The following is an 18,810-nucleotide window of genomic DNA, read 5'->3' as shown; positions in this document are numbered from 1 at the left end:
GTGCTGGCCACCGCGGCCTTCTTGCACGGCGACCACCCGGCCGCCTACCGGCTGCTGGTGGACGCCGCGGGCCGGGACGTCGCCCCGCCGCACGCGGCGCGGATGCTCTTCCAGGCCTTCCACGCCGCCTGGTACCTCGGGGAGGACGAACTCGCCGTCGTCGTGGACCGGTTGGCGGCCCTGCCGCTGGCGGCCGACGACCCGGTGGCACCGGTCGCCGGCTACCTGCTGGCCGGCACCCTGCCGTTGCTGGGCAGGGCCGCCGAGCCGCTCCCGGCCGCTGCCGCGGTCGTCGAGCGCGTCCGCGGGGCCGGGGCGGACGCGCTGCGCGACCTCGCCCAGCTCAGCGGCAGCACCCTGATCCTCGGCCGCGACGAGGAGACCCACCGGATCACCGGCGAACTGATCGGCGAGGCCCGCCGGGTGGGCGCGATCGGCCCGCTCCCGACCCTGCTGTTCTTCCATGCGGAGGCCCAGCTCTTCCACGGCCGGCACCGCGACGCGGAGGTCACCGCCGCGGAGGGTCTGGCGCTCGCCCGGGACACCGGCCAACTGCAGTGGGTCAGCCAGCTGTCCGCCGTGCTGGCGCAGTTGGCCGCGCTGGCCGGCGACGCGGAGCGCTGCACGGCGCTGGCCGCCGCGGCCCTGGACGTCCCCGGGCCGGCCCGCCCGGCCGGCCGGGCCTGGACCCAGTGGGCGCTGGGTCTGCTGGACCTCGGCCACGGCCGGGCGGCCGAGGCCCTGGACCGCCTCGCCGACCTCACCACCGGGCCGCACCGGCACCACGTCTCGGGCACCCGGGCCGTCCCCGACCTGGTGGAGGCGGCCGTCCGGCTGGGCGTCCCGGACCGCGCCGCGGAGCCGTACCGGCGGTTCGCACGCTGGGCGGAGGCAGGTGGCACGGTGTGGGGCCGCGCCCTGCTGCTGCGCTGCCGGGCCCTGCTCGGCCCGGACGGGCAGGCCGAGGCGTGCTACCGGGAGGCGCTGGAGCTGCACCGCGGCACCGAGCGCCCGTTCGAGCAGGCGCGCACCGCCCTGCTGTACGGGGAGTGGCTGCGACGCGGGCGCCGCCGCACCGAGGCCCGGGTGCAGCTGCGGGCGGCTCTGGAGGTCTTCGAGCTGCGGGGCGCCCGGCCCTGGGCGGACCGGGCCCGGACGGAGCTCGGTGCGACCGGCGCAGGGGTGCCCGAGCGGTCCGCGGCGGGGCCGCTGGCCGGGCTCACCCCGCAGGAGCTGCAGATCGTCCGGCTCGCCGCCCGGGGCCTGACCAACCGCGACATCGCCGCGCAGCTCTTCCTGAGCCCCCGCACCGTGGGCCACCACCTGTACAAGGCGTATCCCAAGCTCGGCGTGGGCGGCCGGCAGGAGCTGGCCGGGCTGGTCTGACGGCCCTCCCCCATGCGGCGCTCCCCGTCCCGGGGGTGACCCGCGGTGGTGACCCGCCGTGGTGACTCCCGGTGGTGATTCCCGGACGGTTGCTCCGCGGCGACGCGCCTGCCGACGTGCGCGGGTCCTTGTCCGGCGCGCCCCGGGGCGCCATCCGGGTTATCAATGAATCCGGATAAAACCGGACAAAAGGATCAGCGCCATGCCTGTCACCAACCTGATCGTCAGCCCGCCGCCGCCCCTGACCGTCACCGCCGACGGCTGCGCCCTGGTCGCCGAGATCGAGGACTACCTGGCCTCGCTCCCGGCCTCCGCGCGCCGGCCCGTCCCGTACGTCTGCCCGCTCGGCCAGGTCGTCCAGCCGTGGAACGCCGACCAGCCGCTGCCCCACCGCACCGTCGTCGACCGGCTCACCCACCGGCCGGCCCGCCCCGTCCCGGTGTCCGTCGCCGGGCACCTCCAGCTCACCTCCCGCTACCTCGCCGCGTTCGGCTGGATCCAGGGGGCGCTCTGGGACAGCCGCGGCCGGGTCTGCCTGCTCGGCGCCCAGGCCGCCGTCCTCGCCCACGGCTACGGCACCCCGCAGATCGTCCGCCGCGCCCGGACCCAGGTGATGGAGGTGCTGCACTCCCGCAGCATCACCGTCAGCTCCCCGGACGTCTACAACGATGCCCCCACCACCCGTCAGGCCGACATCCACCGCCTGCTCGCCGCCTCCGCCGCCCGGGCCCACACCCTCGGCATCTGAACCGCGCCCGCCGGGGCGCGGACCGGTGGCACGATAAGGACGACGGGCCCGCCCGGGGCACGCGCCGGCACAGGAGCGACCGCCATGGACACCACCGCACCGCTCGCCCTGGTCACCGGCGCCAACCGCGGCCTCGGACGGGAGACGGCCCGTCAGCTCGCGGCCCTCGGCCACACCGTGCTGGTCTGCGGCCGCAGCGCCGAGTCCGCCGCCCGGGCCGCCGCCGGGATGCCCGGCACCGCGCTGCCCCGCGTCCTGGACGTCACCGACGAGGACTGCGTCCAGCGCCTCGCCCGCTCCGTGGCCGCCGAGTTCGGACACCTGGACGTACTCGTCAACAACGCGGCGACCGACTACGACACGGCCGCCCGCGCCGTCGACGCCGACCTCGACCGGGTCCGCCGCACCCTGGAGACCAACCTCTTCGGCGCCTGGCGCACCGCCGAGGCGTTCCTGCCGCTGCTGCGCCGCTCCCGGCACCCCCGGCTGGTCAACGTCTCCAGCGAGTCCGGCTCGCTGGCCGGGATGAGCGGCGGGACACCCGCCTACGGCATCTCCAAGGCGGCGCTCAACGCCCTGACCCGCAAGCTCGCGGACGAGCTGCGGGCCGACGGCGTCCTGGTCAACGCCGTCTGCCCGGGCTGGGTCGCCACCGACATGGGCGGGCCCGGCGGCCGGCCCGTCGCGGAGGGCGCGGCCGGAGTCGTCTGGGCGGCCACGCTGCCCGACTCCGGCCCCACCGGCGGCTTCTTCCGCGACGGGCGGCCGCTGCCCTGGTGACGCGTCAGCGCACCGGCAGCACCCGGGTGTGCTCGGCCCGGACGGCCTGCAGGTCCCGCGGGTCCAGACCCAGCAGGCTCAGGATGGTCGGCGCGATCTGCTTGGTCTGCACGGGCGCGGACGAGCGGACACCGCGCGGCGTCCCGGCGCCCGCGACGACCAGCGGTACGTCGAGGTCGTCCGCGGACGCACCGCCGTGCTCGGCGATCTTGGAGGTGCCGCCGGTGTACACGACGCCCTCCTGGGTCACGCCGTACAGGTCCGGGACGCGGGAGTCGCCCGGCCGGGCGCCGAAGTACGCGGCGGCCGCCCGGCCCGCGTAGACCTCCGCCAGGCCGCTGCGGGTGAACGCCTTCGGGCCGCCCGCGATGTTTGTCCCGGTGCCGCTCTGGGCCAGCAGGTAGGCGCGGGCGAACGCGGTGGCCTCGGGGGAGCGGTCGTTCAGCCAGAGCAGCGCGGCGTCGTCGTCGACGGCGTGCGCGACCAGGTCGCCCGCCTGCGGGTGGAGCTTCTTCCAGGCCGCGTTCAGACCGGCCAGCAGCGGGGCGTCGTCGATCCGGGTCAGGGCCGCCGGGTCGGTCGGCGACTGTCCGTGCTTGGCGGAGAGGACGACGGTGGTGCTGTCCGCCAGGTGCTGCCGGCGGAGCTCGGCGGTCAGCGCGCCGACCTCGCCGTCGACGAACTCCAGGTTCTTCGCCACCAGCGGGCCCGGGGTCCGGTCGGCGGCGTAGCCGCCGGTCAGCCCGTTGGAGGCGGGGAGCTTCTGCGCGGTGGAGACGGCCTGGAAGTTGAGGCCGAAGACCGCCGGGGTGCCCACCCGGTGGGTGCGGCCGTGGTCGTAGCCGTCGATCTCGTTGAGGACGGCCTGCACCTTGTAGTGGTCGTACTCCTCGGTGGCCTGGTTGTTCTTCGTCCAGTCCTTGCCGCCGGGGTAGTCGGTGGCCACCGAGTTGATCTCCGGGGTGAAGAGGTCCTGGATGCCGTTGCCCGACGGCCCGTTGAGGATGTCGTAGGCGGCGTGCTTGTCCGACCAGGCGGTGCGCAGGCCCGCGTCGCGGGCCACGTCGAAGACCGTGTTGACGCGCAGGTAGGAGTGCGGCTGGACGGGCAGGCAGGTCCGCGGGTCCACCGGCAGCTTCGCGGCGTCGAGCAGCCCGGCCGGCTTCCCGGTCATCGACAGGATGCTGCCCGGCAGGCCGGCCAGGCCCTGGCCGGCGTCCAGGGCGGCCGGGTCGCGGTCCAGGTCCTCGGTCAGGTCGACCTCCGCGCCCGGACGCGCGCCCGCGCAGGAGGTGGTGCCGGCGGGGAGCAGCGCGGCGTCGTAGCTGTCGTCGTAGTAGACGCCGGTGGTGCCCGGGCCGCCGCCGGTGACCTGCGCGACCATGCCGGGGAAGGAGTCGGACGGGGTGGTCGTCCGGGCCGCGGTGTACTCGACACCGCCGCCGACCAGCCGGGCCAGCGCCGACTCCGGGTGCCGGGCGACGTACCAGGCCAGGTCCGACTGGTGCAGGCCGTCCACCGAGATCAGCAGCACGTGCCGGGCGGCGGGGTGACGGTCGGGGCGGTCGCCGGCCGCGTAGGCCTGGGCGATGCTGCCCGCGGCCAGGGCCCCAGCGGCGCCGAGCACGGCGGCGAGTCGGACGGAACGTCGGTTCACGGTGTCTCCTGTGTGCTGCGCGTGGTCCCCGGGCAGCACAGGATTACCGGCCCGCCGTGTACCCCCGGCAGCCGTCGGCTGAACGGCGCGGGACGGCCGGCCGAGGATCCGCCGGACCTTCCTCCCGCGGCGGTGGCCCGAGGTCGGGGCTACGGCCGTTCGAAGAGCTGGAGCACGCCGCCGACCGAGAAGCACAGGGCGCCGGTCAGCGTGCCCCAGTCGGAGACGTCGGCGTTGACCAGGCTCCCGGTGGCGGGGCGGGTGAAGGCGGCCAGGGCCGACACCATGAACAGCACGGACCCGAGCTGGTTCACCGCGACGATCCACCAGCCGAGGCCGCGCGGGTGCAGGCGGGGGCGGCCGTGGCAGACCTCGACGAACGCCAAGTGGCCCGAGACCAGGAACAGCACGCAGCCGATCACGTCCGGCGCCCAGATCAGCCGGTTGACCTGCTGCGCGGACAGCCCCTGCAGGAACGAGTCCAGCAGGTTCACCCCGAACACCAATGTCCCCGCGAACAGCAGGAAGGCGCTCAGCCAGTCGATCCGCAGCGGCTCGTAGCTCCACCACCGCCAGCGGCCCGTCACCAGGGCTCCGGTGCCGGGCACGTGGCGCGGGGCGTTGACGGTCTGCAACAGGGAGACGTAGCCGCCGGTGTTGAAGCACAGGCCGCCCGCGAAGTAGATCGAGGCGCTCTCGACCGGATCGCCGGACCCGAACAGGGCGACGGCGGCGCCCAGGGCGAACAGGGCTCCGCCGGCGATGAACGCGACCGCGGCGACGGGATTCAGCCGGCGCAGCCGGCCGAGCGCCACGGCGTCGGCGCTCCGGTGCCGGCGGGTCCCGCCCTCGACGGGGCGGACGGCGAGCAGCCCGCGTCTGCGGGCGAGCCGCGACTCCCAGACCGCCGTGCCGCCCTCCGGGAGGCGCCAGGTGACCCGGGTGGTGAACGGTCCTGCGCCTTCGGCGCGCTGCTCGGGCTGCCGCACGTCCCGAGCCTAGACCCGCCGCCCGGCGGCCCCGGGCAGCGAAACGGGCCCATCCGCGCCGCGGGCCGGTCGGCCGGACGGGGCGCGGCGCGCCTCACCCGGCTTCGTCGGGCGCCAGGTCCGGGATGTCGGCCCGGTACAGGCTGACCAGCAGACCGTACGCCTCGCCCCGGGAGCCGTCGCCGCTCTGCGGCACCTCGGCCTCCGCCCGGAGCCGGTCGGCCAGTGCGCGGGCCTCGTCCGCGGTGAGCCAGAGGTGGCGCAGCAGGGTGTGGTCGGCCTGGCCCGGCCGGGCGGGCAGCATCTCCGCGACCGCGGCGTTGAGCAGGAACTCGGCGCCGGTCCCGGCGTCCTCGTGGACCCGGAAGCTCCGGCTGACCAGTGCGAAGTACTGCTCGGTGCCGCCGCGCACCTGCTTGGTCCCGGAGAGCCGGACGAAGCCCGCCTCCCGCAGGATGCGCACGTGGTGGGCGATCGTCCCCTTGGTCAGCCCGAGGGCCTCCGCCAGCTGGCGCAGGGTCGCGGGCCGTTGGCGCAGGACGTTCACCATGCGATGGCGTACCGGATGCCCGAGGGCCTTGAACTGCGCCGGCGACTGCAGCACCAGCGCGTCCGGGTTCCGGTCGGCGGCGGGGGTCTCAGGGGCGGGGGTCTGGTCGGTCCGCTCGTCTGCCACCCGTGGAGTGTCCACGGACGTCGATGCTTCTGACAAGCCGCCCCGGTCCGCCCCCACCCGCGCCCTCGGCCGGGCTCCGCCACCGACCGGCACTCCTCCGCGGTTCGTCCGCGGTTCGTCCGCGGCGGGGATCACTCTCTCGCAGCGGGGGACGATACCGCCGCGATACCTCCGCACACCACGATGGCGTCCAGGGCGAGGGCTCACCCGGCTGCCCACTGCCAACGGACCGGAAGAGGACGCAGGACGAGATGCGGAAGATGTGCAAGTACCCGGCCATGAGGGCAACGGTGACCGCGATCGGGGCCGTCGGCACATGAGTTCCGCCGTGCGTCAGCGATCGACCTGCCGAAGCGTGCGAGCAGGGCTGGCCGGGCTGGCCGGCCTCGTGTGCCTTGTACTGGCCGGTTGTTCGTCATCCGGTCGGCCGGCCGCAGAGGCGGTGCCGAGCACGCATTCTCCGTCCGCACTCCCGGCGAGTGCTGATCTGCACCTGCCGATCGAGCCGTACCTCTTCTCCGAGGCAGAGACGGCGAAGCTGACCAGGGCAGGAGCAGTGCTGCGCAAGGCGTGCATGCAGCGGTTCGGTCTCGACTACACGATCGGCCCCGCCGACGCGCCGACCGGACCGCGCACGTTCATGGACCGCCGGTACGGCGTGACGGACCAGGCCGACGCAGCGGCCAACGGCTACCACCTCGGCGACCGCGACCCGCGCACCCACCCGGTCCGCCCGACGCAGTTCTCCGCCGAGCAGCAGCAGGTGCTCACCGGACAGCTCCCGGGGAAGACCGGTACGGAGGAAACGAACCTCCAGGTCAGGGGCGTACCGGTGCCACCGGGCGGCTGCTACGACGAGGCGAAGCGCGGCCTGGCCGGTTCGGGAGAGCTGGGCCCGAGCAGCGTGGCCCAGCAGGCCAACTTCCAGACCTTCAAGGCCAGCATGTCGATGGCGCAGGTCACGCAGGCATTCGGGGCGTGGTCCGGCTGCATGAAGGCCAGGGGTTATTCCTACCCCAATCCGATGGATGCCATCGGCGACCGCCGCTTCCTGGCGGACTCACCCACGCCGCTGGAGCTCCAGGTGGCGACGGCTGACGTGATCTGCAAGAAGCAAGTGGATCTGATCGACACCTGGTTCGCGGCCGAGGTTTCCCTGCAGAAGGAATTGATTGCACGGCAACAGGCCGGATTCACGGCGGCGCTCGCGGCGAAGACCGAGCAACTCGCCAAGGCGGACGCCGTGCTGCGCAATCAGTGAAGCAGTGGGCTGACACTTTTTCACGTCCGGGCGTCGCCCACCCTTCCCCAGGTACGCCAGGGGATTGCACACGTCTGGAACGCCCCATGAAGAGAGGACCAAAGAAATGAAGCGCACCCCCAAGCTCGCCGCAGCAGCCCTGGGCGCCGCCCTGCTCGTCCCCACCCTCGCCACCTCCGCGCAGGCCGCCGTGAGCGACTGCCCGAGCGGCAAATTCTGCCTCTTCTACAACTCGAACGAGCAGGGCTCCCACTTGGCCGTGTCGACGAGCATTCCCGACCTCGCCGGGTACACCTTCACCAGCTCCGGCAACGGCCAGGGCCAGCACGTCAAGAACAACGCCGCATCGGCTGTCTCCAACGTGTGCGTGACGGTCCGGGTGTACTACAACTCGAACTACAGCGGCCCGGTCGACTTGTTCAACTACCGCAATGCCGCGAACCTGGTCAACACGTACAACGAGAACGCCTCGGTGAGGTTCGCTCAGGACTGCTGATCCTCACCCACCTGGCAACCGGTCGCCGGTACGCGTTCCGGCGACCGGCGCCGGGCTTACGTACCCATGGAATCCGGGGTGGGGGCAAGGCCTGCCGAGCCTGCAAGGAGACCGCCGGGCCTTCCGCGCCGCCATCACCGAGGCGGAGGGCGTCACCGCGGCGGACCGGACTCCGCGGGAGCTCCGGCACGGCTGAGTGTCCCTGCTCTCGGACAGTGGCGTGCCCCTGGAGGAGGTCCACCGGAAGCAGATCCGCCCGGTGATCCGGACCGGGGCGACGGTCATGGACGAACTCTTCAGGCGCGCCCCTGAGGCGGAGTCACGCGGTCGGACACGCAGAACGAGGAAGGGCCCTACCGGATCTCTCCGGCAGGGCCCTTGCCTGCTACTACTGGGTCGGGGTGGCGGGATTTGAACCCACGGCCTCTTCGTCCCGAACGAAGCGCGCTACCAAGCTGCGCCACACCCCGGTCCTGCTCTGTTGCCTTCCGTCTCCGGTGCAACGAGTAGAACTCTAACAGGAGGTGCGCCGAGAGACGAAATCCGATTCGCTGCGGGCGTCGCGGCCGGTCAGCGGCCCGGGGTGAGGGTCAGCAGGGTGGCCTCCGGCGGGCAGGCGAACCGGACCGGGGTGTAGCGGTTGGTGCCGCAGCCGGCCGAGACGTGCAGGTAGGAGCGGTGCCCGCCGGCCTTGTGGCCGGACAGGCCCTTCACCCGGCCGGCGTCCAGGTCGCAGTTGGTGACGAGCGCGCCGTAGAAGGGGATGCAGAGCTGGCCGCCGTGGGTGTGCCCGGCCAGGATCAGCGGGTACCGGTCGGCGGTGAAGGCGTCCAGCACCCGCAGGTAGGGGGCGTGCACGACCGCCAGCGACAGGTCCGCATCCGGGGAGGGGCCGCCGGCCACCTTGGCGTACTTGTCGTGCCGGATGTGCGGGTCGTCCAGGCCGGTGAACTCGACGTCCAGGCCGGCCAGGGTCAGCCGTCCGCGGGCGTTGTTGAGGTTGAGCCAGCCCGCGTCGTCGAACCCGTCGCGGAGCTTCTGCCACGGGTTGTGGACGGCTCCGGAGATGCCGCGGCGGCTGGTGCCGTCCGGGTTGTTGAGCCCGTGGACGCCGCTGCGCAGGGCGCTGAGGTAGCGGGTGGGGCTCTTGCGGGCCGGGCCGTAGTAGTCGTTCGACCCGAAGACGTAGACGCCGGGGAACTCCATCAGCGGGCCGAGGGCGTCCAGCGCGGCGGGGACGCCGAGCGGGTCGGAGAGGTTGTCGCCGGTGTTCACCACCAGGTCGGGGCGCAGGCCGGCGAGGCTCTGCAGCCAGCGCTGCTTCTTCTGCTGCCCGTTCACCATGTGGATGTCGGAGACCTGGAGGACCCGGATCGGCCGAGCCCCGCGGGGCAGGATCGGGACCTCGACCCGGCGCAGCCGGAACGAGCGGACCTCGTAGCCGGCCGAGTAGGCGAGACAGGCGGCGCCGGTGGCGGCGATTCCGAGGGGGACGGAGTACAGCGGTCGCATCGCTCCATGCTCTCAGACCCTCGATCAAGGTGTGAACGGGCAGGTCACTCCTGGTGCTTGCGGACGGCGACCACGGCACTGAGGTCGGCCGCCAGCGGCAGGTCGACCGCCCGCAGCGCGGGGTGCCGCAGCCAGTGCAGCCGGGCGTCGTCGGGCCGCCCCTCGTGCAGGGGCGGCCAGTGGGCGGAGGGCGTGAAGTCGTCCACGACCAGGACGCCACCGGGCGTGAGCAGGCGTTCCGGGTCGGCCGTGCCGCCCCTTGGCCTGCCCGCCGCCGTCGAGCACCAGCAGGTCGTAGGGGCCGTGCGCGTAGAGCTCCGTCCAGTCGGCCGTGAGCACCCGGACGCGGGGCAGGCCGGAGAACAGCCGGGCGGCCGCGGCGGCCCGCTCCGGGGCGCGCTCGACGCTGACCAGCTCCGTCCCCGGCCGGGCTCCCGTGGCCAGCCAGGCCAGCCCGACCCCGTACCCGGTGCCGCTCTCGCCGATCCGCAGCCGGGCGCCGCCGGCGAGCACCTGCAGCAGTCGCCCCTGTTCGGGCCGGCACGAGTTCGGGAAGCCGTTCTCCCGGGCGGCCCGCAGTGCGGCCGCCACCAGCCCGGGCAGGTCCCGCCCGTCCACCGCGTCGTACGCGCCCGTACCGTCCGTCCCCATGCCGGAATCCTGGCACCGCGGGGCGGGCGGCGCCGGGGTTCCGCGCGATATTGGCGGGCATCCACCGCGCCGACCTTGCACAATGAGCGGCATGACAACGCTCAAGGAGCAGCTGCAGGAGGACCTCACGGCTGCCATCAAGGCCAGGGACGAGCTGGTCTCGTCCACGATCCGCCTCACGCTGTCCGCGGTCACCTCCGAGGAGGTGGCGGGCCTGGAGAAGCGCGTCCTTTCGGACGACGAGGTGCTGAAGATCGTGGTCCGCGAGGCGAAGAAGCGGCGGGAGGCCGCGGACGCCTTCGAGAAGGCGGGGCGGGCCGAGTCCGCCGCCCGTGAGAAGGCCGAGGGCGAGGTGCTCGCGCGCTACCTGCCGCAGCAGCTCACCGACGAGGAACTGACCGCGATCGTGGCCGCCGCCGTCGCCGAGAGCGGTGCGTCCGGGCCGCAGGGCATGGGCGCCGTGATGAAGATCGTCCGTCCGCAGGTGGGGGACCGGGCCGACGGCAACCGGGTGGCCGCCGCCGTGAAGGCCGCGCTGGCGGGCTGAGCACGCGCCGGGCGCGGGACGGCACGGTCGCGCGGACGTCGAACGCGCACCGGGAGCGGCCCGGGACGGAATGCGGGCGACGGAATGCAGGAGGGCGGCACCCCGGCCGGGGTGCCGCCCTCCTGCATGCGACGGGTGTCAGTGCCGTCCGGGCCGGGACGGCTTGCCGCTGGGGCCGCCGATGACGCCCGGCGGGAGCGTGAAGCCGCCGTTGATCAGGCCGCCGTTGGCGCCGGTGGTGGGCGGCGGCGCGGGCGAGTCGGTGGGGGACGGGTCCGCCGGGGCCGGGATGTCCACGGTCTGGATCGGAGTGCGGGGAGGTCCTTGACCGCTTCGCGCATGGCCGCCTGCCAGATCGGGCCGGGGCCGTCGGCGCCGTAGACGGCGCCGCGGCGGATGCCGCCGATGGTGACGTTGCGCATCGAGAAGTTGCCCGACGGGCCGCCGAGCCAGACCGCGGCCGCGAGCTCCGGGGTGTAGCCGTCGAACCAGGCGGCGTACCGGTTGTCGGTGGTGCCGGTCTTGCCGGCGAAGGCCCGGCCGTCGAGGCTGATGCCGGCCGCGGTGCCCTTCTCGGTCACCGACCGCAGGAGGGTGTTGACGCCGTCGGCGGTGCTCTCGGACATGGCCTGGGTGCAGTTGGCCTTCGGCACAGCGAGCTTCTTGCCCTCGGCGGAGACCACCGAGGAGATCGCGATCGGGTCGCAGTGCAGGCCGCGGGCGGCGAAGGTCGCGTACACCGCGGCCATCTTGAGCGGGCTGACCTCCAGGGTGCCCAGGATCGCCGAGGGCACCTCGGGGATGGTCGCGCCGCTGGCCCGGGTGGTGATGCCGAGACTGTTGGTCATCTTCCGCATCGGGCAGAGGCCGACGTCCTTGCCGAGCTCGACGAAGTAGGTGTTGACCGACTTCGCCATGGCGGTGTTCATGTCGTACGGGCCGACTTCGCTCGCGCTCTCGTTCTGGACGGTGTCCCCGGTGGCGCGCCAGGTGCCGTCGCAGGTGCTCATCGACGGGTACGGGATCTTGTTCTCGGCCGGGTACGTCTGGGTGATCGGGATCCCGTTCTCCAGCGCGGCGGCGGCCAGGATCGGCTTGAAGGTCGAGCCCGGGGCGAAGCCGTTGCCGCCGCCCATGACGGCGTCGACGTTCAGGTTGAGCACAGTCTGGTTCTTGCCCGCGTCCAGGCCGTAGGGGCGGGTCTGGGCCATCGCCACGATCTCGCCGGTGCCGGGCTTGACCATGCTGATCGCGGCGGAGACCGGGTCGGTCGGGTACACCTTGGTGGTCACCGCGTGGTAGGCGGCGGCCTGCTTGTCCGGGTCGATGGTGGTGTAGATCTTCAGGCCGCCCTGGCTCCAGAGCTTCTGGCGGTCGGCCGCGGTCTTGCCGAAGACCGGGTCCTGCTTCACCACGTGCCGGACGTAGTCGCAGAAGAAGCCCATGCCGGACTGGGCGGTGATGCAGCCGTTCTGCGGCTCCTGGTACTTGATGCCGAGCGGCGCGGCCAGGGCCTCCTTGGCCTGGTCCGGCGAGATGTGCTTGTACTCCAGCATCTTGTTGATCACGGTGTCCCGGCGGGCCTGGGCGGCCTTCGGGTGGAGCACCGGGTCGTACGCCGACGGGTTCTGCACCAGGCCGGCGAGCATGGCGGCCTCGGGCAGCGTGAGGTCCTTGGCGCTCTTGCTGAAGTAGCGGTTGGAGGCTGCCTCGATGCCGTACGCCTGGTGGCCGTAGAAGGTGATGTTGAGGTAGTTGGTGAGGATCTGGTCCTTGCTCAGCTCCTCCTCCAGCTTGATGGCGTACTTCAGCTCCTGGACCTTGCGGCCGAGGCTCTTGCGCGTGGCGTCCAGGAACGCCTGCTGGTCGTCGCCGGCCTGCTCGACGAAGACGTTCTTCACGTACTGCTGGGTCAGCGTCGACGCGCCCTGGGACGCGGAGCCGGACTCGGCGTTCTTGGTGACCGCGCGGAGCACGCCCTTGAGGTCGACGGCGCCGTGCTCGTAGAAGCGGTTGTCCTCGATGTCGACCTGGGCCTGGCGGATGACGGGCGCCATCTGCTCCTGGGTGAGGATCGTCCGGTCGCGGTCGTAGACCTTGGCGATCAGGCCGCCCTGGTTGTCGTAGATCAGCGAGGCCTGGGACAGCGCCGGCGTCTTGAAGTCGGCCGGCATGTTGTCGAAGCTGTCGGCGGTGTCCTTGGCGGTCAGGCCGAGCGCACCGACGGCCGGCAGGGCGACGCCGGCGACGAGGACTCCGGCCAGCACGCTGATGCCGAGGAGCTTGATGCCGAGGCCTGCCTTGTCGAGCGCTGATCCCACCGGTCGCTGAGGTGCCATGGGGAGAAGACTACGTCCCGGATTCCCGTACAGGGGGCAGGTGTTCGCCTACCCTTGTCACAAGACTGCGACAGCTTCTCTCTGTTCATCATCATCACTCTTGTGAGTGATGAGCTTTGCCCGAAATGCACCATTTTGTCACCGACTGTCCGAGTGGGATGCCGGTGATTTGGTGGCACAGCGTGACGATAGTGGTCCGGTGAGTCCTGGCAAGGCCCGCGACCTGCGATCACTCCAACGAGTGAGCTGTCGGGCACCCATAGTCCGATTGGGTCATTCGAGATTGAGCCCATAGGGGCTGTTGCTCCGTGCCGTTCTTCCGTAACGTCCTCAACTGGCAGCGGTGAATATGCCGTTGCCGCCGTGGGGGAGCCCCGATTCGGGAGAGGACGGCGCCGAAATGGGCTGGGTGGACGACTGGAGTGCGCAGGCGGCCTGCCGCACGACTGATCCGGACGAGTTGTTCGTGCAGGGGGCGGCGCAGAACCGCGCCAAGGCCGTGTGCAGCGGGTGTCCGGTACGGACGGAGTGCCTCGCCGACGCGCTCGACAACCGGGTCGAGTTCGGCGTCTGGGGCGGGATGACCGAGCGCGAGCGCCGGGCGCTGCTGCGCCGCAGGCCGACGGTGATGTCGTGGCGCCGGCTGCTGGAGACGGCGCGCACCGAGTACGAGGCCTCGCTGGCCACCGGTGTGGTACTGACGGACTACGCACAGGCGGGCTGATCGGGCGGCGGGCCAGGTCGGCCGCCCGGCGCGCCACCGTCGGTGACGGGTGCTCAGCCCCCGTTGCCGGTGGGGTCGGTGGCGCCGCCCAGCAGGTCCCCGATGGTCCGCAGCCCGTCCAGGTCGTGCACGTCGCCGGCCAGCGCGGCCACCTCGACGATCGGTACGTCCGGGTAGACCGAGACGAACCTGTCCCGGGTGCGCCGCTCCCGGTCCATGACCTGCACCCGTTCCGCGTGCAGCCGCAGCAGCCCGGCCGCCAGTGTCTCGGCGGCCACCGTGGAGCTCTGCGATCCGTTCTCCTCCAGTGCCTCCGCGGCGGCCAGTGCCCGCTCCGCGGTGAGCTGCGGCGCCCCCGTGGTGTGCACCCGGTTGAGGACGAGCCCGGCCAGCGGCATCTCGTCCGCGGCCAGCCGGTCGACGAAGTACGCCGCCTCGCGCAGGGCGTCCCGCTCCGGCGCCGCGACCACCAGGAACGCCGTCCCGGGAGCCTTCAGCAGCTGGTAGGTGCGGTCGGCCCGCTCACGGAAGCCGCCGAACATCGAATCGGTGGCGGAGACGAAGGTCTGGATGTCCGTCAGCAGCTGGGCACCGAAGATCTTGCCCAGGGTGCCGGTCAGCAGGCCCACGCCGACGTTCAGGAACTTCATCGCGGAACGCCCGCCGACCTTGGCCGGCGCGGTCAGCAGCCGGATCACCCGGCCGTCCAGGAAGGACCCGAGCCTGCTCGGCGCATCGAGGAAGTCCAGCGCGGATCGCGACGGCGGCGTGTCCACCACGATCAGGTCCCAGCGGTCCTCGGCCCGCAGCTGGCCGAGCTTCTCCATCGCCATGTACTCCTGCGTCCCGGCGAAGCCGGCGGACAGGGACTGGTAGAAGGGATTGGCCAGGATCGCCTTCGCCCGTTCGGGGTCCGCGTGGGCCAGCACGACCTCGTCGAAGGTCCGCTTCATGTCCAGCATCATGGCCTGCAGCTCACCCCCGCCGTCGGCGCCGTCGACCACGCGCGGGGTGTTGTCCAGCTCGGTCAGGCCCATCGACTGGGCCAGCCGGCGCGCCGGGTCGATGGTCAGCACGACCACCTTCCGGCCGCGCTCCGCGGCCCGCAGCCCGATCGCCGCCGCCGTCGTGGTCTTGCCGACACCGCCGGAGCCGCAGCAGACCACGATCCTGGTCTGCGGGTCGTCGATCAGCGCGTCGATCCCCAGTCGGGCCGTCATGCCGCCCCCTGCCGCTTGAGTTCTCCTGCCAGCCGGTACAGCCCGCCCAGGTCCACGCCTTCGCCGAGCAGCGGCAATTCGTAGGTGGGCAGCTTCAGCTGCTGCAGGTCGGCGCGCTGGGCGCGCTCCAGCTCGACCCGTTCCGCGTGTTCCCGGGCCTGCGCCAGCAGCGGGTCCAGCAGTGGCTCCACCGCGGCCCGGACGGTCTCCGGTTTGCGGGAGCGGCCGCCGAGCCCGGCCTCGCCGAGCGCGAGGGCGACCTCCTCGCGGTGGTCCCCCTCGACCGCGGCCACCGCCGCGGCGTCCAGTATCGGCGGGCGCACCATGTTCACCAGCACCCCGCCGACCGGCAACTGCGCGGCGCTCAGGTCGGCCACGCCGTCGACGGTCTCCTGCACCGGCATCTCCTCCAGCAGCGTCACGAAGTGCACGGCGGTCTCCGGCGACTTGAGCACCCGCATCACCGCCTGTGCCTGGCCGTGGATCGGGCCGAACCTGGCCAGCCCGGCCACCTCCGCGTTGACGTTCAGGAAGCGGGTGAGCCGGCCGGTCGGCGGCGCGTCCATCACGATCGCGTCGTACGTCCGGCGGCCGTCCGGGCCCTTGCGGCGGGCCGCCTCGCAGGCCTTGCCGGTCAGCAGCACGTCGCGCACGCCCGGCGCGATCGTGGTGGCGAAGTCGACGAAGCCGACCTTCTGCAGGGCCTTCCCGGCCCGGCCCAGTTTGTAGAACATCTCCAGGTACTCGAGCAGGGCCTGCTCGGTGTCGATCGCCAACGCGAACAGCTCGCCCTGCCCGTTGCCCGGCAGTCCGAGCCGGGCCTGGCTGACGGTGGCGACCTTGCGCTCCTCGTACGGCAGCGCGGAGATGCCGAACAGCTCGGCGATGCCCTGGCGGCCCTCCACCTCGATCAGCAGGGTGCGTCCGCCCTCGGCGGCCAGCGCCAGCGCCAGCGCCGCGGCCACGGTGGTCTTGCCGGTGCCGCCCTTGCCGCTGACGACGTGCAGCCGGACCCCCTCCCAGTCGGGGTCGGCCGACACCGTCGGCCCGGGGGTGCTCGCCACGCTCCGTCTCCGTCCGTCCGTCGACCCGGCACCGCGCAGGTGCCCTCCTGGCGAGGGTAACCAGCGCGCGGCGCCGATGCCGGGAGCATCCCGACGCACGGCCTGATTCATGCCCCCTTTGTGTCCCACCTCACACCGCGGGCTGCGGCTAGAGTCACCCCCATGACCAAGTGGGAATACGTCACCGTGCCGCTGCTCGTGCACGCCACCAAGCAGATCCTGGACACCTGGGGCGAGGACGGCTGGGAGCTCGTCCAGGTCGTTCCGGGCCCGAACAACCCCGAGCAGCTGGTTGCCTACCTCAAGCGGGAGAAGAACTGATGAGCAAGGTTGAGGAGAAGCTGGCCGAACTCGGCCTGACCCTCCCCGACGTGGCGCCGCCGGTCGCCGCCTACGTCCCGGCCGTGCGGTCCGGTGACCACGTGCTGACCTCCGGCCAGCTCCCGATGGTGGCCGGCAAGCTCGAGTACACCGGCAAGGTCGGTGCCGAGGTCACCCCGGAGCAGGCCAACACGCTGGCCCAGATCTGCGCCCTCAACGCGCTGGCCGCGGTCAAGTCCGTGATCGGCGACCTGGACCGGATCGAGCAGGTCGTCAAGGTGGTCGGCTTCGTCGCCTCCGCCCCCGACTTCACCGGGCAGCCCGGCGTCGTCAACGGCGCCAGCGAGCTGCTCGGCAAGGTGCTCGGTGCGGCCGGCGTGCACGCCCGCAGCGCCGTCGGCGTCGCGGTGCTGCCGCTCGACGCCCCCGTCGAGGTGGAGATCCAGGTCCGCGTCCGCGAGGCCTGACCGGTCCGGGCGGGGCGGCTCCGTGCGAAGGGCTCTGTCCAAGCGCGCCCCCGCACGCTTAGCATCCGGGCATGGATCAACGAGCGCCGTCGCCCGCGATGCCGCCCGGCTGGCCTGCCCGGATCCGGGCGGTCGCGGCCGGCGAGCTCACCCCGCCCGTCCCGAAGCCCTCGGCGACGATCGTCCTGCTGCGTGACGGTGCGGCCGGCCCGGAGGCGTACCTGCTGCGCCGCCGCACCTCGATGGCGTTCGCCGCCGGGATGTACGCCTACCCGGGAGGCGGCGTCGACCCGCGCGACGCCGAGGCGGAGATCGGCTGGGCCGGCCCCACTCCCGAGGAGTGGGCCGCCCGGCTCGGCACGGACCCCCGCACCGCGCAGGCGGTGGTCTGCGCGGCCGTCCGGGAGACCTTCGAAGAGGCCGGCGTGCTGCTGGCCGGACCGGACGCGCACAGCATCGCCGACGGCCGCGACCGCACCGCCGAGCGCGCCGCCCTGGAAGCCCACGAACTGTCCTTCGCCGAGTTCCTCCGCAAGGACGGCCTGGTGCTGCGCAGCGACCTGCTGGCCGCCTGGGCCCGCTGGGTCACCCCCGCCTTCGAGGAGCGCCGCTACGACACCTGGTTCTTCGTGGCGGCGCTGCCGGCCGGCCAGGACGCGGCCCGGACGGTCGGCGAGGCGGACCGGGTCGCCTGGCTGACCCCCGCCGAGGCGGTGGCCGGGCACGCCGAGGGCCGGTACGGCATGCTGCCGCCCACCGTCACGGTGCTGCGCGAACTGCTGCCCGCCCGGTCCGCCGCCGAGGCGCTGGCCGCTGCCGGCGGGCGCACCGTCGCGCCCGTCCTGGGCCGTGCCGAGGTCGCCGGCGACCGTATGACGGTCCGCTGGGACGGGTATGACGAACTGACCATCGATGGAGACTTCCCGGCGTGATCCGCACGCCCGGGCGCACCACACGGAACACGGAAGGACACTGGCCGATGAACCACAACGACGTGGCTCGCCGGACGGCGCACACCCTGCCCGCCCGCAGCCTGAACCCGAGGACCCTCGCCTGCGACACCGAGGTGCCGGACCGCATGGCGGCCCGCGCCCTGTGGCGGCCGCTGCCCGGCCGGGACCTGATCCGCGTGGTCGAGGGCGGCCGGTGAGCGGTCTCCTTCCGGGCGACCCCGCCGCCACCGTCGGCGGCGGGGCCACCGAGCGGGCGCTCTGCGTGCTGGCGCCCAACCCCTCCCCGATGACGCTGGACGGCACCAACACCTGGCTGCTGTCCGAGCCCGGGTCCGCGCTCGCTGCCGTCGTCGACCCCGGCCCCCTCGACGAGGGCCACCTGCGGCGCGTGATCGACCTGGCCGAGCGGCAGGGCAAGCGGATCGCCGTCACCCTGCTCACCCACGGCCACCACGACCACGCGGAGGGCGCGGCGCGGTTCGCCGAACTGACCGGCACCAGGGTCCGGGCGCTCGACCCGGCGTACCGCCTCGGCGACGAGGGGCTGCGGGACGGCGAGGGGATCGACGTCGGCGGCCTGGAGATCCGGGTGGTCGGCACCCCAGGCCACACCGCGGACTCGCTGACCTTCCACCTGCCGGCCGACGGCGCGATCCTGACCGGCGACACCGTGCTGGGCCGCGGCACCACGATGGTCGCCCACCCGGACGGTCGCCTCGGCGACTACCTGGATTCGCTGCGCCGCCTGCACACCATGGCGTCGGCGCACGGGGTCCGCACGGTGCTGCCCGGGCACGGGCCGGTGCTGGCGGACGCGCTGGGCGCGGTGGACTACTACCTCGCGCACCGGGCGCACCGGCTCGCCCAGGTGGAGACGGCCGTGGAGGCGGGCTGCCGGACGCCCGCCGAGGTGGTGGCCCGGGTGTACGCGGACGTGGACCGGGCGCTGTGGCCCGCGGCCGAACTGTCGGTGCGGGCCCAGCTGAGCTACCTGGAGGAGCACGGGCTCATCTGAGCCG

The 18,810-nt window shown here is 73.1% G+C and carries 20 protein-coding genes and 1 tRNA gene; 12 read left to right on the top strand and 9 right to left on the bottom strand.

The window, feature by feature from the left end:
* From ABEB13_RS19815 to ABEB13_RS19805, 3 genes are all read left to right on the top strand, one after another.
* On the top strand, positions 1 to 1,386 hold the full coding sequence (locus ABEB13_RS19815; protein WP_345706566.1) for a LuxR C-terminal-related transcriptional regulator: 1,386 nt from the start codon (positions 1 to 3) through the stop codon (positions 1,384 to 1,386).
* Between the two features lie 202 nt (positions 1,387 to 1,588).
* Positions 1,589 to 2,134: a DUF6197 family protein gene (locus ABEB13_RS19810; protein ID WP_345706565.1), complete on the top strand. Its 546-nt coding sequence runs from the start codon at positions 1,589 to 1,591 to the stop codon at positions 2,132 to 2,134.
* Positions 2,135 to 2,218: 84 nt separating this feature from the next.
* A complete protein-coding gene (locus tag ABEB13_RS19805) occupies positions 2,219 to 2,914 on the top strand; it encodes an SDR family NAD(P)-dependent oxidoreductase (RefSeq protein ID WP_345706564.1) in 696 nt (231 codons plus the stop codon).
* A gap of 4 nt (positions 2,915 to 2,918) precedes the next feature.
* Here the strand turns inward: ABEB13_RS19805 and ABEB13_RS19800 are convergent, their stop codons facing one another.
* From ABEB13_RS19800 to ABEB13_RS19790, 3 genes are all read right to left on the bottom strand, one after another.
* A complete protein-coding gene (locus ABEB13_RS19800) occupies positions 2,919 to 4,571 on the bottom strand; it encodes an alkaline phosphatase family protein (RefSeq protein WP_345706563.1) in 1,653 nt (550 codons plus the stop codon).
* A 149-nt stretch (positions 4,572 to 4,720) separates the two neighbouring features.
* Complete coding sequence (locus ABEB13_RS19795; protein WP_345706562.1) at positions 4,721 to 5,560, bottom strand: hypothetical protein; 840 nt, start codon at positions 5,558 to 5,560, stop codon at positions 4,721 to 4,723.
* A 94-nt stretch (positions 5,561 to 5,654) separates the two neighbouring features.
* The gene (locus tag ABEB13_RS19790) at positions 5,655 to 6,236 is read right to left on the bottom strand and encodes an ArsR/SmtB family transcription factor (protein WP_345706561.1); all 582 of its coding nucleotides are present in this window, start codon (positions 6,234 to 6,236) and stop codon (positions 5,655 to 5,657) included.
* A 316-nt stretch (positions 6,237 to 6,552) separates the two neighbouring features.
* On the opposite strand from ABEB13_RS19790, the gene ABEB13_RS19785 reads away from it, so the two are divergent.
* On the top strand, positions 6,553 to 7,497 hold the full coding sequence (locus tag ABEB13_RS19785) for a hypothetical protein (RefSeq protein WP_345706560.1): 945 nt from the start codon (positions 6,553 to 6,555) through the stop codon (positions 7,495 to 7,497).
* Between the two features lie 106 nt (positions 7,498 to 7,603).
* Complete coding sequence (locus tag ABEB13_RS19780; RefSeq protein ID WP_345706559.1) at positions 7,604 to 7,993, top strand: peptidase inhibitor family I36 protein; 390 nt, start codon at positions 7,604 to 7,606, stop codon at positions 7,991 to 7,993.
* 396 nt (positions 7,994 to 8,389) lie between these two features.
* Here the strand turns inward: ABEB13_RS19780 and ABEB13_RS19775 are convergent.
* The 3 genes from ABEB13_RS19775 to ABEB13_RS19765 all read right to left on the bottom strand — a co-directional run bounded on the left by ABEB13_RS19775 (position 8,390) and on the right by ABEB13_RS19765 (position 10,156).
* Positions 8,390 to 8,463, bottom strand: a tRNA-Pro gene (locus ABEB13_RS19775).
* A gap of 100 nt (positions 8,464 to 8,563) precedes the next feature.
* A complete protein-coding gene (locus tag ABEB13_RS19770) occupies positions 8,564 to 9,505 on the bottom strand; it encodes a metallophosphoesterase (RefSeq protein ID WP_100889476.1) in 942 nt (313 codons plus the stop codon).
* A gap of 24 nt (positions 9,506 to 9,529) precedes the next feature.
* The gene (locus tag ABEB13_RS19765; RefSeq protein WP_345706558.1) at positions 9,530 to 10,156 is read right to left on the bottom strand and encodes an O-methyltransferase; all 627 of its coding nucleotides are present in this window, start codon (positions 10,154 to 10,156) and stop codon (positions 9,530 to 9,532) included.
* A 91-nt stretch (positions 10,157 to 10,247) separates the two neighbouring features.
* On the opposite strand from ABEB13_RS19765, the gene ABEB13_RS19760 reads away from it, so the two are divergent.
* Positions 10,248 to 10,703, top strand: a complete 456-nt coding sequence (locus ABEB13_RS19760) for a GatB/YqeY domain-containing protein (protein WP_100889478.1) — start codon at positions 10,248 to 10,250, stop codon at positions 10,701 to 10,703.
* A gap of 215 nt (positions 10,704 to 10,918) precedes the next feature.
* On the opposite strand, the gene ABEB13_RS19755 is transcribed toward ABEB13_RS19760, so the two are convergent.
* Positions 10,919 to 13,042, bottom strand: a complete 2,124-nt coding sequence (locus ABEB13_RS19755) for a transglycosylase domain-containing protein (RefSeq protein WP_345706557.1) — start codon at positions 13,040 to 13,042, stop codon at positions 10,919 to 10,921.
* 400 nt (positions 13,043 to 13,442) lie between these two features.
* On the opposite strand from ABEB13_RS19755, the gene ABEB13_RS19750 reads away from it, so the two are divergent.
* Positions 13,443 to 13,766, top strand: coding sequence for a WhiB family transcriptional regulator (locus ABEB13_RS19750; RefSeq protein ID WP_345706556.1), 324 nt, complete (start codon positions 13,443 to 13,445; stop codon positions 13,764 to 13,766).
* A gap of 53 nt (positions 13,767 to 13,819) precedes the next feature.
* Here ABEB13_RS19750 and bagB read toward each other — a convergent pair whose 3' ends face one another.
* Positions 13,820 to 14,986, bottom strand: a complete 1,167-nt coding sequence (bagB, locus tag ABEB13_RS19745) for an ATPase BagB (RefSeq protein ID WP_100889481.1) — start codon at positions 14,984 to 14,986, stop codon at positions 13,820 to 13,822.
* Positions 14,983 to 16,050, bottom strand: a complete 1,068-nt coding sequence (bagA, locus tag ABEB13_RS19740; RefSeq protein WP_345706555.1) for an ATPase BagA — start codon at positions 16,048 to 16,050, stop codon at positions 14,983 to 14,985. The genes bagB and bagA overlap by 4 nt, the downstream gene beginning before the upstream one ends.
* Before the next feature lie 162 nt (positions 16,051 to 16,212).
* Between bagA and sp36 the strand changes: the two genes are divergently transcribed.
* The 5 genes from sp36 to ABEB13_RS19715 all read left to right on the top strand — a co-directional run bounded on the left by sp36 (position 16,213) and on the right by ABEB13_RS19715 (position 18,806).
* Positions 16,213 to 16,371 carry a Sp36 family protein gene (gene sp36, locus ABEB13_RS19735; RefSeq protein ID WP_100889483.1) on the top strand — a complete coding sequence of 53 codons (159 nt, stop codon included), beginning with the start codon at positions 16,213 to 16,215 and terminating at the stop codon, positions 16,369 to 16,371.
* The gene (locus ABEB13_RS19730) at positions 16,371 to 16,838 is read left to right on the top strand and encodes a RidA family protein (protein ID WP_345706554.1); all 468 of its coding nucleotides are present in this window, start codon (positions 16,371 to 16,373) and stop codon (positions 16,836 to 16,838) included. The genes sp36 and ABEB13_RS19730 overlap by 1 nt, the downstream gene beginning before the upstream one ends.
* Before the next feature lie 71 nt (positions 16,839 to 16,909).
* Positions 16,910 to 17,770: an NUDIX hydrolase gene (locus ABEB13_RS19725; RefSeq protein ID WP_345706553.1), complete on the top strand. Its 861-nt coding sequence runs from the start codon at positions 16,910 to 16,912 to the stop codon at positions 17,768 to 17,770.
* A gap of 47 nt (positions 17,771 to 17,817) precedes the next feature.
* The gene (locus ABEB13_RS19720; protein WP_157818803.1) at positions 17,818 to 17,988 is read left to right on the top strand and encodes a hypothetical protein; all 171 of its coding nucleotides are present in this window, start codon (positions 17,818 to 17,820) and stop codon (positions 17,986 to 17,988) included.
* The gene (locus tag ABEB13_RS19715; RefSeq protein ID WP_345706552.1) at positions 17,985 to 18,806 is read left to right on the top strand and encodes an MBL fold metallo-hydrolase; all 822 of its coding nucleotides are present in this window, start codon (positions 17,985 to 17,987) and stop codon (positions 18,804 to 18,806) included. Before ABEB13_RS19720 ends, ABEB13_RS19715 begins: the two co-directional genes overlap by 4 nt.
* The last annotated feature ends 4 nt before the right edge of the window (positions 18,807 to 18,810 follow it).

The organism is Kitasatospora paranensis, from assembly GCF_039544005.1.
In the GTDB taxonomy this organism is placed as follows: domain Bacteria; phylum Actinomycetota; class Actinomycetes; order Streptomycetales; family Streptomycetaceae; genus Kitasatospora; species Kitasatospora paranensis.
The sequence above is the reverse complement of the archived record's forward strand: the minus strand, read 5'-3'. Positions and strand labels throughout refer to the sequence as shown.

Bases quoted from the DNA above. Each gene is read 5' to 3' on its own strand.
- ABEB13_RS19780 (WP_345706559.1), top strand. From the start codon at position 7,604: ATGAAGCGCACCCCCAAGCTCGCCGCAGCAGCCCTGGGCGCCGCCCTG.
- ABEB13_RS19720 (WP_157818803.1), top strand. From the start codon at position 17,818: ATGAACCACAACGACGTGGCTCGCCGGACGGCGCACACCCTGCCCGCC.
- ABEB13_RS19805 (WP_345706564.1), top strand. From the start codon at position 2,219: ATGGACACCACCGCACCGCTCGCCCTGGTCACCGGCGCCAACCGCGGC.
- ABEB13_RS19750 (WP_345706556.1), top strand. From the start codon at position 13,443: ATGGGCTGGGTGGACGACTGGAGTGCGCAGGCGGCCTGCCGCACGACT.
- ABEB13_RS19770 (WP_100889476.1), bottom strand. From the start codon at position 9,505: ATGCGACCGCTGTACTCCGTCCCCCTCGGAATCGCCGCCACCGGCGCC.
- sp36 (WP_100889483.1), top strand. From the start codon at position 16,213: ATGACCAAGTGGGAATACGTCACCGTGCCGCTGCTCGTGCACGCCACC.
- ABEB13_RS19725 (WP_345706553.1), top strand. From the start codon at position 16,910: ATGGATCAACGAGCGCCGTCGCCCGCGATGCCGCCCGGCTGGCCTGCC.
- ABEB13_RS19785 (WP_345706560.1), top strand. From the start codon at position 6,553: ATGAGTTCCGCCGTGCGTCAGCGATCGACCTGCCGAAGCGTGCGAGCA.
- ABEB13_RS19760 (WP_100889478.1), top strand. From the start codon at position 10,248: ATGACAACGCTCAAGGAGCAGCTGCAGGAGGACCTCACGGCTGCCATC.
- ABEB13_RS19810 (WP_345706565.1), top strand. From the start codon at position 1,589: ATGCCTGTCACCAACCTGATCGTCAGCCCGCCGCCGCCCCTGACCGTC.
- ABEB13_RS19730 (WP_345706554.1), top strand. From the start codon at position 16,371: ATGAGCAAGGTTGAGGAGAAGCTGGCCGAACTCGGCCTGACCCTCCCC.
- bagB (WP_100889481.1), bottom strand. From the start codon at position 14,986: ATGACGGCCCGACTGGGGATCGACGCGCTGATCGACGACCCGCAGACC.
- ABEB13_RS19765 (WP_345706558.1), bottom strand. From the start codon at position 10,156: ATGGGGACGGACGGTACGGGCGCGTACGACGCGGTGGACGGGCGGGAC.
- ABEB13_RS19755 (WP_345706557.1), bottom strand. From the start codon at position 13,042: ATGGCACCTCAGCGACCGGTGGGATCAGCGCTCGACAAGGCAGGCCTC.